The organism is Streptomyces sp. NPDC001750, assembly GCF_042892615.1.
Classification (GTDB): domain Bacteria; phylum Actinomycetota; class Actinomycetes; order Streptomycetales; family Streptomycetaceae; genus Streptomyces.
Window position 1 is genome coordinate 436807 of sequence record NZ_JBIAUE010000004.1, and the last position, 16084, is coordinate 452890.

Annotated in this window: 13 protein-coding genes; 6 read left to right on the forward strand and 7 right to left on the reverse strand. The window is 70.3% G+C overall.

Features of this window, described 5'->3' with window-relative positions:
• Positions 1 to 134: 134 nt before the first annotated feature.
• The 5 genes from ACFYY6_RS10165 to ACFYY6_RS10185 all read right to left on the reverse strand — a co-directional run bounded on the left by ACFYY6_RS10165 (position 135) and on the right by ACFYY6_RS10185 (position 4302).
• Complete coding sequence (locus tag ACFYY6_RS10165) at positions 135 to 1280, reverse strand: DUF475 domain-containing protein (RefSeq protein ID WP_351523914.1); 1146 nt, start codon at positions 1278 to 1280, stop codon at positions 135 to 137.
• 70 nt (positions 1281 to 1350) lie between these two features.
• The gene (locus ACFYY6_RS10170) at positions 1351 to 1926 is read right to left on the reverse strand and encodes a TerD family protein (RefSeq protein ID WP_073787316.1); all 576 of its coding nucleotides are present in this window, start codon (positions 1924 to 1926) and stop codon (positions 1351 to 1353) included.
• A 296-nt stretch (positions 1927 to 2222) separates the two neighbouring features.
• Positions 2223 to 2798: a TerD family protein gene (locus ACFYY6_RS10175; protein WP_073787518.1), complete on the reverse strand. Its 576-nt coding sequence runs from the start codon at positions 2796 to 2798 to the stop codon at positions 2223 to 2225.
• A gap of 250 nt (positions 2799 to 3048) precedes the next feature.
• Positions 3049 to 3507: a peroxiredoxin gene (locus ACFYY6_RS10180; RefSeq protein WP_351523916.1), complete on the reverse strand. Its 459-nt coding sequence runs from the start codon at positions 3505 to 3507 to the stop codon at positions 3049 to 3051.
• A gap of 357 nt (positions 3508 to 3864) precedes the next feature.
• Positions 3865 to 4302: a DUF3052 domain-containing protein gene (locus ACFYY6_RS10185; protein ID WP_073787320.1), complete on the reverse strand. Its 438-nt coding sequence runs from the start codon at positions 4300 to 4302 to the stop codon at positions 3865 to 3867.
• 476 nt (positions 4303 to 4778) lie between these two features.
• Between ACFYY6_RS10185 and aceE the strand changes: the two genes are divergently transcribed.
• Positions 4779 to 7511, forward strand: coding sequence for a pyruvate dehydrogenase (acetyl-transferring), homodimeric type (aceE, locus tag ACFYY6_RS10190; protein ID WP_351628078.1), 2733 nt, complete (start codon positions 4779 to 4781; stop codon positions 7509 to 7511).
• A gap of 328 nt (positions 7512 to 7839) precedes the next feature.
• On the opposite strand, the gene ACFYY6_RS10195 is transcribed toward aceE, so the two are convergent.
• Together ACFYY6_RS10195 and ACFYY6_RS10200 are read right to left on the reverse strand one after the other, a co-directional pair.
• On the reverse strand, positions 7840 to 8232 hold the full coding sequence (locus ACFYY6_RS10195) for a peptidase inhibitor family I36 protein (RefSeq protein WP_351523919.1): 393 nt from the start codon (positions 8230 to 8232) through the stop codon (positions 7840 to 7842).
• A gap of 216 nt (positions 8233 to 8448) precedes the next feature.
• Positions 8449 to 10059, reverse strand: coding sequence for an MFS transporter (locus tag ACFYY6_RS10200; RefSeq protein ID WP_351523920.1), 1611 nt, complete (start codon positions 10057 to 10059; stop codon positions 8449 to 8451).
• A 304-nt stretch (positions 10060 to 10363) separates the two neighbouring features.
• Between ACFYY6_RS10200 and ACFYY6_RS10205 the strand changes: the two genes are divergently transcribed.
• The 5 genes from ACFYY6_RS10205 (at position 10364) to ACFYY6_RS10225 (ending at position 15948) form a co-directional block, all read left to right on the forward strand.
• The gene (locus ACFYY6_RS10205) at positions 10364 to 11041 is read left to right on the forward strand and encodes a TetR family transcriptional regulator (RefSeq protein WP_389192567.1); all 678 of its coding nucleotides are present in this window, start codon (positions 10364 to 10366) and stop codon (positions 11039 to 11041) included.
• A 331-nt stretch (positions 11042 to 11372) separates the two neighbouring features.
• Positions 11373 to 12584, forward strand: a complete 1212-nt coding sequence (locus ACFYY6_RS10210) for an alpha/beta hydrolase (protein ID WP_351523921.1) — start codon at positions 11373 to 11375, stop codon at positions 12582 to 12584.
• A gap of 96 nt (positions 12585 to 12680) precedes the next feature.
• Positions 12681 to 13685, forward strand: coding sequence for a DUF4429 domain-containing protein (locus ACFYY6_RS10215; protein ID WP_389192533.1), 1005 nt, complete (start codon positions 12681 to 12683; stop codon positions 13683 to 13685).
• A 205-nt stretch (positions 13686 to 13890) separates the two neighbouring features.
• The gene (locus ACFYY6_RS10220; RefSeq protein ID WP_389192536.1) at positions 13891 to 15228 is read left to right on the forward strand and encodes a sensor histidine kinase; all 1338 of its coding nucleotides are present in this window, start codon (positions 13891 to 13893) and stop codon (positions 15226 to 15228) included.
• Positions 15229 to 15264: 36 nt separating this feature from the next.
• Entirely contained in the window at positions 15265 to 15948 is a 684-nt protein-coding gene (locus ACFYY6_RS10225; RefSeq protein WP_386607283.1) for a response regulator, read from the forward strand.
• Positions 15949 to 16084: the final 136 nt, after the last annotated feature.

Genomic DNA, 16084 nt, shown 5'->3' on the forward strand with positions numbered 1-16084 from the left:
TCACACCCCGGAATTCCCCGCCGGATCAGGCCCGGCCGGGAATTCCCACCGGATCGCACCCGGACTCCCCGGCAGATCGCACCGGAGCGGGGCTCCCCGCCCCGGTCGCACCGGAGCGGGGACTTCCCCCGAGATCACACGCCGGACGGGACTTCCGTCCTGGATCCCGCCTCGTCGTCCCCGCCCGCGGCCGCCAGCGCCTTGTTGCGCCGGACCGAGGACCAGAAGGACCAGCCGATCAGCAGGACACCGACCAGACCGGTGATGAGCTCGTGGATCTGGTACTGGATGGTGACGAGGAGGATGACGGCCAGCGCGCCGATGGCGTAGTGGGCGCCGTGCTCCAGGTAGACGTAGTCGTCGAGGGTGCCCTGACGGACGAGGTAGACCGTGAGCGAACGGACGTACATGGCGCCGATGCCGAGGCCCAGGGCCATCAGCACGATCTCGTTGGTGATGGCGAAGGCGCCGATGACACCGTCGAACGAGAAGGACGCGTCGAGCACCTCCAGGTAGAGGAACATGAAGAACGCGGCCTTGCCGGAGAGCGCGATCGCGGAGACCTTCTTCCCGCTCTTCCGCGCCTCCTCCTCGGCCTCGTGCTCCCGCTCCTCCTCTTCCTCCAGCCGGTTCTCGAAGAAGCCCGAGAGACCGCCGACGATGAGGTACGTGATCAGACCAGCGACCCCGGCGAGCAGAACGGTTTCTGCCTTGTCGGCGTGACCGCCGCCGTGCTGGTGCGCGTTGGTCGCGAAGGTCATGGCCGAGATCATCAGCACGATCAGCGCGATGCAGACCGACAGCATGTCGACCTTGCCCAGCTTCGCGAGCGGGCGCTCGATCCAGCGCAGCCACTGGATGTCACGCTCCTCGAAGATGAAGTCGAGGAAGATCATCAGCAGGAACATGCCACCGAACGCGGCGATCGCCGGGTGGGCGTCCGTGACCAGTTCCTGATAGCGCTCGGGCTGGTTGAACGAAAGGTTCACCGCCTCGATGGGACCCATCTTGGCGGTGACGGCCACGATCACGACGGGGAACACCAGTCGCATACCGAAGACGGCGATGAGCACACCGATCGTGAGGAAGATCTTTTGCCAGAAGGCATTCATCTTCTTCAGGATTCCCGCGTTGACCACCGCGTTGTCGAAGGACAGCGAGATCTCCAGGATGGACAGGATCGCCACCACGCCGAAGGCTTCCCACCCCCCGTAGAACACCGCTGCGACCAGGCCGAGCGCGGTGACCGCGAACGACCAGCCGAAGGTTTTCAGAAGCACTGGCTACCCCATCGTGTGTGAAACGGGTCTCCCCCGGCTTGAACGGGGCTCCCCCGCGCCGTGCGCGGCTTTACGAAACGTTGACCCCAAAGTCTAGAGCGATCCCGCGCAACCCGGACGCGTACCCCTGACCCACGGCGCGGAACTTCCATTCGCCGTTGTACCGGTACAGCTCGCCGAAGATCATCGCGGTTTCCGTCGACGCGTCCTCCGTGAGGTCGTAACGCGCGAGTTCCTGACCGTCCGCCTGGTTGACCACGCGGATGTACGCATTGCCGACCTGTCCGAAGGTCTGTCCCCGGCTGTCCGCCTCATGAATGGAGACCGGGAAAATGATCTTGTCGCAGTGCGCCGGAACCTGGGTGAGATTCACGATGACCGACTCGTCGTCGCCATCGCCCTCGCCCGTGAGATTGTCGCCGGTGTGCTCCACGGAGCCGTCGGGGCTCTTGAGGTTGTTGTAGAACACGAACCATTCGTCGCCGAGCACCCGGCCCGACTGGCACAGCAGGGCGCTGGCGTCGAGGTCGAAGTCGGCGCCGGTGGTGGAACGCGCGTCCCAGCCGAGCCCGACCAGCACCTGGGTGAGGTTGGGTGCGGCCTTGGAGAGGGAGACATTGCCTCCCTTGGCGAGTGTGACGCCCATGGTGTGGTCCTCCCCGAGTCGATGAGTCGATGAAACCGTCTATTGAACCTGAATCGACTGCCGAGCCCGTTCGGCGCCGCACCACGTGCGGCGCCGAACGGGCTGCGTGCCTGGGCGAACCGGGCCGCTTCCGGCGGACCGACCCGGTCTCGTACCTGTTCGACCGTCGGCGCCTCGAACGTCCGAGCCCTCACCCCGGACGCCGAGAACCCCGGGGCCGGACGCCGACGCCCACGGTGTCCGGGGCCTCGGACGACTAGTGCCGGGAACGGCACTAGACCCCGGATGCGGGGATCTCAGACGTTGACGCCGAAGTCCTGCGCGATGCCGCGCAGCCCCGAGGCGTACCCCTGGCCGATGGCGCGAAACTTCCACTCCGCCCCGTGGCGGTACAGCTCACCGAAGACCATGGCGGTCTCCGTGGACGCGTCCTCGCTCAGGTCGTAGCGCGCCAGCTCGCTGTTGTCGGCCTGGTTGACCACGCGGATGTACGCGTTGCGCACCTGGCCGAAGCTCTGCTGGCGGGTCTCGGCCTCGTAGATCGAGACCGGGAAGACGATCTTGTCGACGTCGGCCGGAACGGCGGACAGGTTGACCTTGATGACCTCGTCGTCGCCCTCGCCCTCACCGGTGAGGTTGTCACCGGTGTGCTCCACGGAGCCGTCGGGGCTCTTGAGGTTGTTGAAGAAGACGAAGTTGCTGTCGTTGCTGACCTTGCCCTGGGCATTCGTCAGCAGGGCGCTGGCGTCGAGGTCGAAGTCACCACCGGTGGTGGTACGGGCATCCCAGCCCAGACCGACGATCACGGCGGTCAGGTTGGGCGCGGCCTTGGTCAGCGAGACGTTGCCGCCCTTGCTGAGGCTGACTCCCACGAGTCCTCCCATTGGTTTCCTGGGCGGCCGGCGGGCGCCGGCGCCTCCACGTTGCTTGGCATCCGATCAACGAGTGGATCCTAGTGACCGGTTCCCGGCCGGAGCAGCCTTTTGGCCGGGCTGATGCGGATCCACCGGCCGCCGGTCTGGCGGACCGGAACGATCCGGTGGATCGCGGTGCTGCGGTGCATCGGGGTGCTGCGGTGCTCCGAGCCACCGGGACGTCCCGGTGGCTCGGTGCCCCGCGGGATCAGAGCGCGTCGAGCGCCTTGATGTAGTCGTTGAGGTCACGCGCGTCGGGCAGGGCGTTGACCACGGTCCAGCGCACCACGCCCTCCTTGTCGATGACGAAGGTGCCGCGCACCGCGCAGCCCTTCTCCTCGTCGAAGACGCCGTACGCCCGCGAGGTCTCGCCGTGCGGCCAGAAGTCCGAGACCAGCGGGTATTCGAGACCCTCCTGCTCGGCGAAGACCCGCAGGGTGTGGATGGAGTCGTTGGAGACGGCGAGCAGCTGCGTGTCGTCGTTCACGAACTTCGGCAGCTCGTCGCGGAGCGCGCAGAGCTCACCCGTGCAGACGCCGGTGAAGGCGAACGGGTAGAAGAGCAGCACGACGTTCTTCTCGCCGCGGAAGTCGGAGAGCTTCACGGTCCGGCCGTGGTTGTCCTTCAGCTCGAAATCCGGGGCCTGGGTGCCGACCTCGATCGCCATGAGACGCGTCCCTTTCGCTACGTTCACCGGGCTGGGCTGTCCGGGTGGCCCCAGCCTACGCAGGCCTCGCGCCGCCCCGTACGCCGCCCGCACGGGCCGCCCGCAGTCCCGCACGGACCCCGGGACCGCGCGAGCGGCGGCGGCCAGGCCGGTCGGGACCGGGCGACCGTCGTGCCGGCCGGAGCCCCGGGGCGGGTGCCGCGCGGCCAAAGGCCGTTCGCAGGCGGCCCGACAGCCGTAGGGCACGCCCGTGCACGGCCGGATACGCAGTCGTACGAAGTGGCCGTACGACGAAGGTCCCCCCTGCGGCCGCTGCCGGTGGGGGGACCTTCGTGGTTCGGGCGCGTCGAGCGCCGTTCAGCGCTTGCCGCGGGCCGCCTTCGGCGTGACCAGACGGCTGCCCGTCCAGTCCTTGCCCACGCTGATGCTCTTGGTCTGGGAGAGACCGGCGGTCTGCGCGGCCTCGTTGATGTCGCTCGGTTCGATGTAGCCGTCACGGCCGGTCTTCGGCGTCATCAGCCAGACCGTGCCGCCGTCCTCGATCAGACCAATGGCATCCACCAGCGCGTCCGTAAGGTCGCCGTCCTCGTCGCGGAACCACAGCAGGACGGCGTCGGCGACGTCGTCGTAGTCCTCGTCGACCAGATCCTGACCGATCGCGGCCTCAATGCCCTCACGGAGCTCCTGCTCGACGTCGTCGTCGTAGCCGATCTCCTGGACCACCTGTCCGGGCTCGAACCCCAGGCGTGCTGCCGGGTTGGTCCGCTCCTCCGCGTGGTCCGCGGTCGCGCTCACGGGTTGCCTCCTGATCATGTTTCGGAAAATGCTTCGGCCACGCGCGTGCGCGAGGCATTGGCCGTAGTCCACACGGGAGTGGCGGATCGCGCAAGTACCCAGCGTGCGAGACCGCCTAAACGAGGACGTTCCCTGCCACGTCCCCGCGGTGTCGGCGGCCTCCCCTGCGGGGCCCGGCGCTACCGTCCACACCCTTTACGTCCTTCCACAGCTTATGCCGTTTCGGTCCGCCATTCGGATTCGAACATCCTTTGGGAACGCTTAGGCGGCTTGGGCGTATGGTTTGCGTTTGCGGCGACCCGTTCCCCCGCCATGGACGCGATGTCTCGTGAACACAGGGGTTACCCCTCGGTAGAGATGACGTTTGCGCCCTTGCGGTACACGATGGTGATGGCGTACTGGCACCACATCCATCCCGGGGGCACGTTCTCCCGTGACCGGCCCCGTAGAGCAGCACCGAACAGCGAAGGAACAGCGTGGCTTCCGGATCCGATCGCAACCCGATCATCATTGGCGGCCTGCCGAGCCAGGTCCCGGACTTCGATCCCGAAGAGACCCAGGAGTGGCTCGACTCGCTCGACGCCGCCGTCGACGAGCGAGGCCGTGAGCGGGCCCGTTATCTGATGCTCCGGCTCATCGAGCGCGCGCGAGAGAAGCGTGTCGCCGTGCCGGAGATGCGCAGTACGGACTACGTGAACACGATCGCCACGAAGGACGAGCCGTTCTTCCCCGGCGACGAGGAGATCGAGCGCAAGATCCTCAACGCGACCCGCTGGAACGCGGCCGTGATGGTGTCGCGCGCCCAGCGCCCGGGCATCGGGGTCGGCGGCCACATCGCCACCTTCGCCTCCTCGGCCTCGCTCTACGACGTGGGCTTCAACCACTTCTTCCGGGGCAAGGACGACGGCCTGGGCGGCGACCAGATCTTCTTCCAGGGCCACGCGTCCCCGGGCATCTACGCCCGCGCCTTCCTGCTCGACCGACTGAGCGAGGCGCAGCTCGACGCGTTCCGCCAGGAGAAGTCGAAGGCGCCCAACGGTCTGTCCAGCTACCCGCACCCGCGGCTGATGCCGGACTTCTGGGAGTTCCCGACCGTCTCGATGGGCCTCGGCCCGCTCGCCGCGATCTACCAGGCGCGGATGAACCGGTACATGGAGGCGCGCGGCATCGCCGACACCTCCCGGTCGCACGTATGGGCGTACCTGGGCGACGGCGAGATGGACGAGCCGGAGTCGCTGGGCCAGCTCTCCCTCGCCGCCCGCGAAAACCTGGACAACCTGACCTTCGTGGTCAACTGCAACCTGCAGCGGCTCGACGGCCCGGTGCGCGGCAACGGCAAGATCATCCAGGAGCTGGAGTCGCAGTTCCGCGGCGCCGGATGGAACGTCATCAAGCTGGTCTGGGACCGCTCCTGGGACCCGCTGCTCGCGCAGGACCGCACCGGCATCCTGGTCAACAAGCTGAACACCACGCCGGACGGGCAGTTCCAGACGTACGCCACCGAGTCCGGCGCGTACATCCGCGAGCACTTCTTCGGGGACGACCCGCGGCTGCGCGAGATGGTCAAGGACATGTCCGACGACCAGATCCTGCACCTGGGGCGCGGCGGTCACGACCACCGCAAGGTGTACGCGGCGTACGCGGCGGCCAAGGCCCACAAGGGCCAGCCCACGGTGATCCTGGCGCAGACGGTCAAGGGCTGGACGCTGGGGCCGAACTTCGAGGGCCGCAACGCCACCCACCAGATGAAGAAGCTCACGGTCGAGGACCTCAAGCGGTTCCGCGACCGGCTGCACCTCCCGATCAGCGACAAGCAGCTGGACGAGGGCTACCCGCCCTACTACCACCCGGGTCGCGACTCGGAGGAGATCCAGTACATGCACGACCGCCGCAGCAGTCTGGGCGGTTACGTCCCGACGCGTGTGGTGCGTGCGAAGCCGCTGGTTCTGCCCGAGGACAAGACGTACGCGACCGCGAAGAAGGGTTCGGGTCAGCAGTCGATCGCCTCGACCATGGCGTTCGTCCGCATCCTGAAGGACCTCATGCGGGACAAGGAGATCGGCAATCGTTTCGTGCTGATCGCGCCCGACGAGTACCGCACCTTCGGTATGGACGCCTTCTTCCCGAGCGCGAAGATCTACAACCCGCTGGGTCAGCAGTACGAGTCGGTGGACCGCGATCTGCTGCTCGCGTACAAGGAGTCGCCGCAGGGGCAGATGCTGCACGACGGCATCTCGGAGGCCGGTTGCACGGCGTCGCTGATCGCCGCCGGGTCGGCGTACGCCACGCACGGCGAGCCGCTGATCCCGGTGTACGTCTTCTACTCGATGTTCGGTTTCCAGCGCACCGGCGACCAGTTCTGGCAGATGGCCGACCAGCTCGCACGCGGCTTCGTGCTGGGCGCGACCGCCGGTCGCACGACGCTGACCGGTGAGGGTCTCCAGCACGCCGACGGCCACTCCCAGCTGCTGGCCTCGACCAACCCGGCGTGCGTGGCGTACGACCCGGCGTTCGGCTACGAGATCGCGCACATCGTCAAGGACGGTCTGCGCCGGATGTACGGCGAGAACAGCGAGGACGTCTTCTACTACCTCACCGTCTACAACGAGCCGATCCAGCACCCGGCCGAGCCGGAGAACGTCGACGCGGAGGGCATCCTCAAGGGTGTCTACCGCTTCAAGGCGGCCGAGCGCGGCGAGATCCCGGCCCAGATCCTGGCGTCCGGCGTGGCCGTGCCGTGGGCGGTCGAGGCGCAGCGGATCCTCGCCGAGGAGTGGAACGTCCGGGCGGACGTCTGGTCGGCGACCTCCTGGAACGAGCTGCGCCGCGAGGCCGTGGAGACGGAGCGGTACAACCTGCTGCACCCGGAGGAGGAGCAGCGCGTCCCGTACGTGACGCGGAAGCTCTCCGGCTCCGAGGGACCGTTCGTGGCGGTCTCGGACTGGATGCGTTCGGTGCCGGACCAGATCGCGCGCTGGGTGCCCGGTGCGTACCAGTCGCTGGGCGCGGACGGCTTCGGCTTCGCGGACACGCGTGGTGCGGCCCGCCGGTTCTTCCACATCGACGCGCAGTCGATCGTGCTCGCGGTGCTGACGGAGCTGGCGAAGCAGGGCCGGATCGACCGGTCGCTGCTGAAGCAGGCGATCGACCGGTACGACCTGCTGGACGTGACCGCGGCCGACCCGGGCGCGGCCGGCGGCGACGCGTAGGCGCGACGGAGGTCGGGCCGAGAACGACCGAGGGGCGGCGGGGACCGGACGGGTCCGCGCCGCCCCTAGTTGCACCGCACCGGACGCCGCGAGCTTCCCGGCAAACCTTTCCGGCCACAGCACTAGGCGTGTCGCATCGTGCCGCTGCCGCCCTTCGGGGCGCCCGGCCTCGTTGCTGCCGACGGGCAGGGTTCCAGCCGCTCGGCGTGTCCCGTGCCGCCCTGCCGACCTCGGCATGTCCGGTGCCGCACCCGCCGCGCCGCCCCTCGGCGTGTCGGGCCGTGCCTGCCGCCCCTCGGCGTGTCGGGTGGCATCCGGTGGAGTCCGGTCAGTTCTCCCAGACCTTGAACGCCCGGACCTGGTACGGGGACCGGGGCAGCCAGGTGCCGCCGCCCGGGTAGGTCTCGAACTCCCCGGTCTCGGCGCATTCCGCCGACTGGTACGTGGTGACCGGGCGGCCCGTGCGGTTGGCGAGCGCCTGGATCCTGGCACCCGCCCGGAGCGGGACGCAGCTCTCGATGTCGACGGTGGACAGCTCGTGGATCTGCCGGGCTCCGGTGAAGTCCGGTTTCTCCCAGAGGCAGAGCTGGCCGCTGTCGCAGGTCCCGAGCCGGACGGGCGCGGAGCGGGCGGCGGGCCGTGAGTCCGGGGCGTGCGCGGCGGCGGCCTGCGGAATCAGGGCGGCAGCGGCGAGAGCGGTGGCAAGAGCGGTCGTACGCATCGTGCGTGTCGTACGCATGGAAATCGACCCCCGTGGTCGTGCGAATCGGTTGTATGCACCCTGACCTGCGGGGCGACGCCCGGGAAAGGGGCCGCGGGGCACACCACCCGGATAGGCGACAGCCCCGCCGGAACGGTCCGACGGGGCTGTTGTACGCGGTGTGTTGACGGCGCCGGGTCTGCCGGCCCGCCGACGCGTCGGGGGGCGGTACGGGGGTCAGATGTGGCCCACGCCCGCGCCCGCCTCGGCGTTCTGACCCCGCTTGGCGAGCGTGGCGACCAGCGCGGCGGCCACGGCGACGACGCCGGCGACCGTGAATGCCGTGCTCATGCCCGACACGAACGTGTCATGGGCGACATCGGTGATCTTCTGCGCGATCTCCGGCGGCATGTTTCCGGACACCGGCGGGATGCCGACCTCGACGGCCGAGGACGCCTGATCCAGCTGCTGCGGGCTGAGCGGCGGAAGCTGTGCGGCCTTCCAGTTGTCGCCCAGGTTGGAGTCGACCTGGGAGGCCATGACCGCGCCCAGCACCGCCGTACCGAGGCTGCCGCCGACCTGCATGGCGGACTGCTGGAGACCACCGGCGACGCCGGACAGCTCCATCGGGGCGTTGCCCACGATGACCTCGGTGGCGCCCACCATCACCGGGGCGAGGCCGAGACCGAGCAGACCGAACCAGATCGACATGGTCAGGGTGCCGGTGCCGACCTCCAGGCGGGACATCCCGAACATGGCGACCGCCGTGCACACCATGCCGCCGACCAGCGGAACCCGCGGGCCGAACTTGGTGATCATCGCGCCCGCGACCGGAGAGGCGACGATCATCATGCCGGTCAGCGGCAGCAGGTGCAGACCGCTGTCGACGGGGCTCAGACCGTGCACGTTCTGGAGGTAGAACGTGACGAAGAACAGCCCGCCCATGAAGGCGAAGGCCATCAGCACCATCAGGACCGTGCCCGCGGACAGTGGCAGCGACCGGAACATCGCCAGCGGGATCAGCGGCTCCCTGACGTTCTTCTGGGAGATGGCGAAGACCACGAACAGAGCCACGGCACCGCCCAGGAAGCCGAGGGTCTTGTAGTCGCCCCAGCCCCACTCGGCGCCCTTGATGAGCGCCCAGATCAGGCAGAACATCGCCTGCGAGAGCAGCACGATGCCGCCGATGTCGAACGAGCGCGGGGCGTTCTCGGCGCGGTGGTCCTTGAGGATCACCAGGCCCAGCAGGAGTGCTATCACCCCGACCGGCACGTTGATGAAGAAGACGGACTGCCAGTTGACGTGCTCGACGAGCACGCCGCCGAGGATCGGACCGCCCGCGGTCGAGGCGCCGATCACCATGCCCCAGATGCCGATCGCCATGTTCAGCTTCTCGGCCGGGAAGGTGGCGCGCAGCAGGCCGAGCGCGGCGGGCATCAGCAGGGCGCCGAAGAGGCCCTGGAGCACCCGGAACACGATCACCAGAGCGACGCTGTCGGAGAGTCCGATGGCTCCCGATGCCGCGGCGAAGCCCACGACGCCGATCAGGAAGGTCTGGCGGTGACCGAACCGGTCACCGAGCTTGCCCGCGGTGATCAGGGACACCGCGAGGGCCAGCATGTAGCCGTTGGTGATCCACTGGACGTCGGCGAGCGAGGCTTTCAGGTCGTGCTGGATGGCCGGGTTGGCGATCGCGACGATCGTGCCGTCGAGCGCGACCATCATCACGCCGATGGCCACGGAGAAGAGCGTCAGCCAGGGGTGGCCGCGCAGCCCCTTGGCAGGTGCGGGCACGGCGGTGTTCCGCGGCTCCCGCGACGCTTTTTCGACGGTGGTCTGACTAGTCATGCCGGGGACACTAGTGTCAGCCTCTGACAGTTGACAAACCATTTCACTAGTCGGTAACTGTCACGTAGCTCATACGTACGCTGAGCTGGCCAAAAGCAGGAGAAAGAGGACCACTTCAGTGACCGAGGGGCAGCGGGCGGCGCGCTCTGCCGAGCCGCGCGAGAGTCCGGCGCACGGGCCGCGCGAACACCCGGCCGGGCGGAACGGGACACCGGACGGGCCGGAACCGACTCCGGCCGAGCGGGACCGGACTCCGGAAGGACGGGATCGGACTCCGGAAGGACGGGGCAAGCGCCCGGCCGGGCTGCGCGAACGGAAGAAGCGCCGCACCCGGGACGCCCTGCTGCACGCCGCGCTCGACCTCTTCACCACGCAGGGGTACGAGCAGACGACCGTCGACGAGATCGTCGATGCCGTCGAGGTCTCCCAGCGCACCTTCTTCCGCTACTTCGCCAGCAAGGAGGAGGTCGCCTTCGCCATCCAGGAGATGGTGGAGTCCCGCTTCCTCTCGGAGCTGCGCCGGCGGCCCGCCTCGGAGGCACCGTTCGAGGCCATACGGCGCGCGGTCCTCTGCGCCTGGAACAGCCTCGGTGACACGATCGAGGCGATCATCACGGTCGAGCTCCACATGCGCACGTACCGGATGATCGAGTCGACACCGTCGCTGCACGCGGCCCACCTGCGGCGGAGCATCGACCTGGAGAACCAGATAGCGCTGCTGATCGCCGAGCGCGAGGGCCTCGACGTGGAGAAGGACCCCCGGCCCAGGGTGGCCGTCGCGGCGTTCTGCGGGGTCATCCGGGTGACGGGCCAGCTCTGGGGCCGGGGACGGGACGCCAGTGTGGAGTCGCTGCGCGTGCTGACGGAGCAGTACCTGGACCAGCTCGGTCCGGCGTTGGCGGGGAACTGGCGATCGGGGACGGGCGCGGGCACGCGCATGGGGGCAGAGGCGGGAACCGATACCGGCCGCACGTCCGGCTGACGGCACGTCCGTACGGGGTCCGGCCCCAGGCCCCGACCCCGCTCCTGTCGACACCCTGAGCCCCCGCCCGTCGTCCCGAGTCCTGATGCCCCGATGTCCTGACGCGCCGATGTGCCGTACATCTCGGCGCACCGCATGACCGACTTCACAACGGCCCCGCCCCGGCGGTCACGTGCGACGCTCCGGAGCCGCTTCCCGGACCCCCCGCGCACCTGAGCGTGTACGCCGCGCCAACACAGCGTGAGGCGGGCGGACTTGAATTCCCGACAGTCGGGTGATGTGTGTCACCCTCTGCGCGGGTGCCGTGGCGCGTCTCCTAATGTGGGCCGGAGTGACTTCCTTCGACTCCTCTCCCACCCTCGCCGCCTGGCGTGCGCTGCTCGCCGTCGCGGTGGTGTTCGTGATGCTGGCGACCACGGGCTGGACCGCCGTGCGCCACCAGAGCCCCGACGAGCCCCGCGCGGCCGCGCTCGCCGCCTGGGCCCGGGGCCGCCTCGCGGGACACCCCCTGCCGGACGCCGACGCACCGCCGCACCGCGTGGCCCGGTTCTTCGCCGCGCTCACGGCCGAACAGCGCACCGCTCTCGCCGACAGGTACCCGCTGGTCGTGGGCAATCTGAACGGCGTCCCGGTCACCCTGCGCTACCACGCCAACCGGCGGGCCCTGACCGAGGCGCGAGCGGTCGAGGGCAAGCGCGTGCACGACGTCCGGCTCTCCCCCGACGGCCGGGCGGAGGCGCTCCGCCGGATGGACCGCTTCCGGTCGATGCTCGCGGGCGGCCGGCACATCCTCGCCTTCGATCCGTCCGGGAAGGGGCGTGCGGCGGAGGTCTTCGGCGACCTGGACCGGGCCGAGCGGATCTCCGTGGTCGTCCCCGGCGTCGACACCAACCTGCTGACGCTGGAACGGTCCGCGCCCAAGGTGAACGCCGCCCCGGTCGGCATGGCGAAGTCGCTGTACGCGGCGGAGCGCGCCGCCCGCCCCGGCATCCGTACCGCCGTCATCGCCTGGGCCGACTACACCGCGCCCGCGGGCATCGGCGTGGACGCGGCCCTGGGCAACCTCGCCGAACGCGGTGCGGTGCGTCTGAAGGCGCTGGTGGACGCGTTGCCCGGCGGGTCCCCCGTCTCGTTGTTCTGCCACAGCTACGGCTCGGTGCTGTGCGGTGTCGCGGCGCACGAACTGCCCGCCAGGGTCACGGACATCGCCGTCGCCGGCAGCCCCGGCATGCGGGTGGAACGCGCCGCCCAGCTGCGTACCGGGGCGAGGGTGTGGGCGACGCGGGACCACGGCGACTGGATCGAGGACGTGCCGAACCTGGAGTTCGGTGGGCTCGGCCACGGAGCCGACCCGGTCGAACCTTCGTTCGGTGCGCGGGTCGTCGCAGCGGGCGACGCGGTCGGGCACAGCGGCTATTTCGAGCCGGGCACCGAGAGCCTGGACAACTTCGCGGCCATCGGCGTGGGTGCCTACACCTCGGTGAGCTGCGCGGCTTCCGACCGCGCCTGCCGTGCCGGCGTCGCCCACGACCGGGCGGCCTGACAGGGATCCGACGGGCGCATCGCACCGTATCCGGCCACATATCGGGGCTTGCTCCAGGGGGGACGTGGGGGGCAAGTGCCGCATACGATGAGGCACATGGGTGATGTGCTGGCCGGAATTCATGCCACCTGGGAGTTCGACGACGACTCCGTGCTCATCCGCTTCGAACGGGGGATCCGCACACCGAAGCTCTTCCAGAGCCTGCGCGAGCGGCGTGTACCGCACGCGGCACTGTCTTCGGTGACGCTGGCCCCCGGCAAGCGGGGCACGGTGGTCCTGCGCGCGACGCCGAGACCGGGCGCCGACCCGCTGCTGGAGGCCGCCGCCGGGCAGCTGAAGGACAGCCACGACCCTTACCGGCTGGTGCTCCCCGCCGAGCGCGAGACGCTCGCGGAGTACTACGCGGACGCGCTGCGCGCCCAGCTCGGCCCGGACGCCTCGGAGCCCGCCGACCGGTTCATGGTCGCGGCCCCCGAGGCACCGATGCAGTTCAAGGCGTACGACGGCCGGGCCGGTTTCGACGGCGAGCGGGTCTCCTTCCGCTGGTTCTGGACGGGTGCCTCCACGGCGAAGTGGAAGGCCGGGGACCAGACGTTCCCGGTGACGGAGCTGAGCGGCGTCGAGTGGCGTTCGCCGGATGCCATCGACGGGTACCTGCGGTTGCTGCCGCGGGGGTCGAAGGGCGCGGTCGCGGTGCCCGGCCCCGCCCTGGGCACCCCCATGGGCGCGGTCACGGTCGCGGCCTCGGGCGCGGGTGCGGACGCCGAGCCGGTGGCCGGTCCGTGTACGGCGTCCGGCGGCGCCCTGCCGACGGCCGCCACCCGTCCCGCCCGCGCCGATCAGGACCCGGCCGCGGTGGTGTTCGGCCTCGGCTACGGTCCGGTGCACGAGTCGCTGCCGTTCGCCGCGGCGGTGCTGGAGTCGGTACGCCGGACGCAGCCCGCGCACCCGGCCCCGGACCCCGTCCTGGTCGGCGCGGGCCGGCGCGACCCGGCGGACATCGCGGAGCGGATCCGCCATCTCGGGGAGCTGCATCAGGCGGGTCTGGTGACGGACGACGAGTTCAGCGCGAAGAAGGCCCAACTGCTCGCGGAGCTCTGAAGGGTCCGGGCGGCTCTCCCGTCGCCCCCGGAGGGGCGGGCGCGGACGCGGGGAGGTACGGAGGCCGGTTCGCCCGTCTCGTTCTCCCTCTGTCATGCTCTCCGTGCGTCCCGCCCGTCATACCCTCGTACGAGACGGGGTGGCGGCGGATCGAAACCCCGGTATGACGCCATCGGGCGGGTCCGCTGCCTACGCTGATGCGGCCATGACCACTTCCCCGCCGCACGCCCCGTACCGAGCACCGCGCGTCCCGTCCGGAGCACCGCCCGCCGTCGACGGCCTGGTGAGTGCCGCGCGCCGCCATCTGCGGCGGGTCGCCCACGACCTCGGCCATCCGTCCCCTCCCCCGCCGCCCGTCCCGCCGGACGCTCCCCGGCGGTGGCGGCGGCTGCTCCCGCACGCGCCCGGCCTCGTCCTCTTCGCGGTCTTCTTCCCGACCACGGTCAGCGTGCTGAGCAATCAGTACGGGGTGGACGCCAAGGTCTGGGGGTTCCTGGCAGTCGCCCAGGCGGCGCCGCTCCTGATGCTGGGGCACCGGCCCTTGCAGGCGTGGTGGATCATCCTGCCCGCCGACATCCTGGGGGCGCTGATCCTGCTCCGGGAGCCGACCGCCTCGTTCGACGTGTGGCCGTGGCCTCCGCCCACCCTGCTCGGCCATCTCTTCCTGCTGCTGGCGGTGGCCCTGCGCGAGCCCCTGCGGACCGTGGCCTCGGTCTGGTCGGTGACGTCGGTGGCGGGCCTGGTGCTGCATCTGATCGCCCCGGGACGCGACAACGGCAGCGCGGTGCTGCTGTCGATCCTCGGCGCGGTGTTCGCGGTGCTCGGCGCGGTGATTCGAGAACGGGGCGTCGCGCGGCAGCGGCTGGTCGAGCAGGAGAGCATCAGCGAGGCGGAACGGGCGCGGCGGACCCTGCTGGAGGAACGCACCCGGATCGCCCGCGAACTGCACGACGTGGTCGCGCACCACATGTCCGTGATCACGGTCCAGGCCGACTCCGCGCCCTACCGCATCCAGGGGCTGTCCGAGGAGGCACGCGAGGAGTTCGGCGCGATCGCGGCGAGCGCACGGGAGTCGCTGACGGAGATGCGGCGGCTGCTGGCGGTGCTGCGCAGTGACGGCACGGACGGCGAGCGGGCGCCGCAGCCGGGGCTCGACCGGGTGCAGCAGCTGGTCGAGGCGACGGTACGGGCAGGGCTTCCGGCCGAACTGTCGCTGGCCGCCGACCTGTCGGAGCTGCCGCAGGCGGTGGATCTGTCGGCGTACCGGATCGTGCAGGAGGCCCTGGCCAATGTCGTGCGGCACGCTCCCGGCGCGCGGACCCGGGTGTCGGTCACGTCCGACGGCGGACACCTGACCGTCCTGGTGGTCAACGGCCCGGCGCGGCAGGCGGGTTCACCGCTGGAGGCCGACGGGACCGGGCACGGGCTGGTCGGGATGCGCGAACGCGTACGGTTGACCGGCGGCTCGCTGGACACCGGTCCGCTGCCCGACGGCGGCTACCGGGTGGCCGCCCGCCTGCCACTGAAGCACTCGGTGAGCTGACGCCCACCACACCCTGACGCCGCCCTCGGAGGAACCTTGACCATCCGCGTGATCATCGTCGACGACCAGGCCATGGTGCGAGCGGGGTTCGCGGCGCTGCTCGCGGCGCAGAGCGACATCGAGGTGGTCGGCGAGGCGCCGGACGGGCGCCGGGCCGTCGACGTCAGCCGGGAGGTGTGCCCGGACGTGGTCCTGATGGACGTACGGATGCCAGAGATGGACGGCCTGGCGGCGGCCCGCGAGCTGCTGAACCCGCCCACGGGGGTGGAGCACCGGCCGAAAGTGCTGATGCTCACCACATTCGACGTGGACGACTACGTGTACGAGGCGCTGCGCGCCGGGGCGTCCGGTTTCCTGTTGAAGGACGCGCCGCCCTCGGACCTGATCGCGGCGGTACGGGTGGTGGCGTCCGGCGAGGCGCTGCTCGCGCCGTCCGTGACGCGGCGCCTGATCGCGGACTTCGCCCGGCAGGGCCCCTCCGGCGCGACCCGGAGCGGACAGGCACTGCGGCTGAAGGGGCTGACCCCGCGCGAGACGGAGGTGCTGGAGCTGATCGCGCGGGGACTGTCCAACCAGGAGATCGCGGCACGGCTGGTACTGGCCGAGCAGACGGTCAAGACCCACATCGGGCGCGTCCTGGCCAAGCTCGACCTGCGGGACCGCGCCCAGGCGGTGATCTTCGCGTACGAGGCGGGACTGGTGGTGCCGGGCGAGGCGTGAGGGCCCGGGCAGCCGTGGGTGCCGGGCGGGGGGGCGGGGGGGGCGGGCCCGGTACCCCGCGGCCCCGGCCCCCCCCCCGTGCCCCGGCCCGGGACCCGGGCCCCGGAGGCCAAAGGGGGTGGCCCAAAAACCGGGG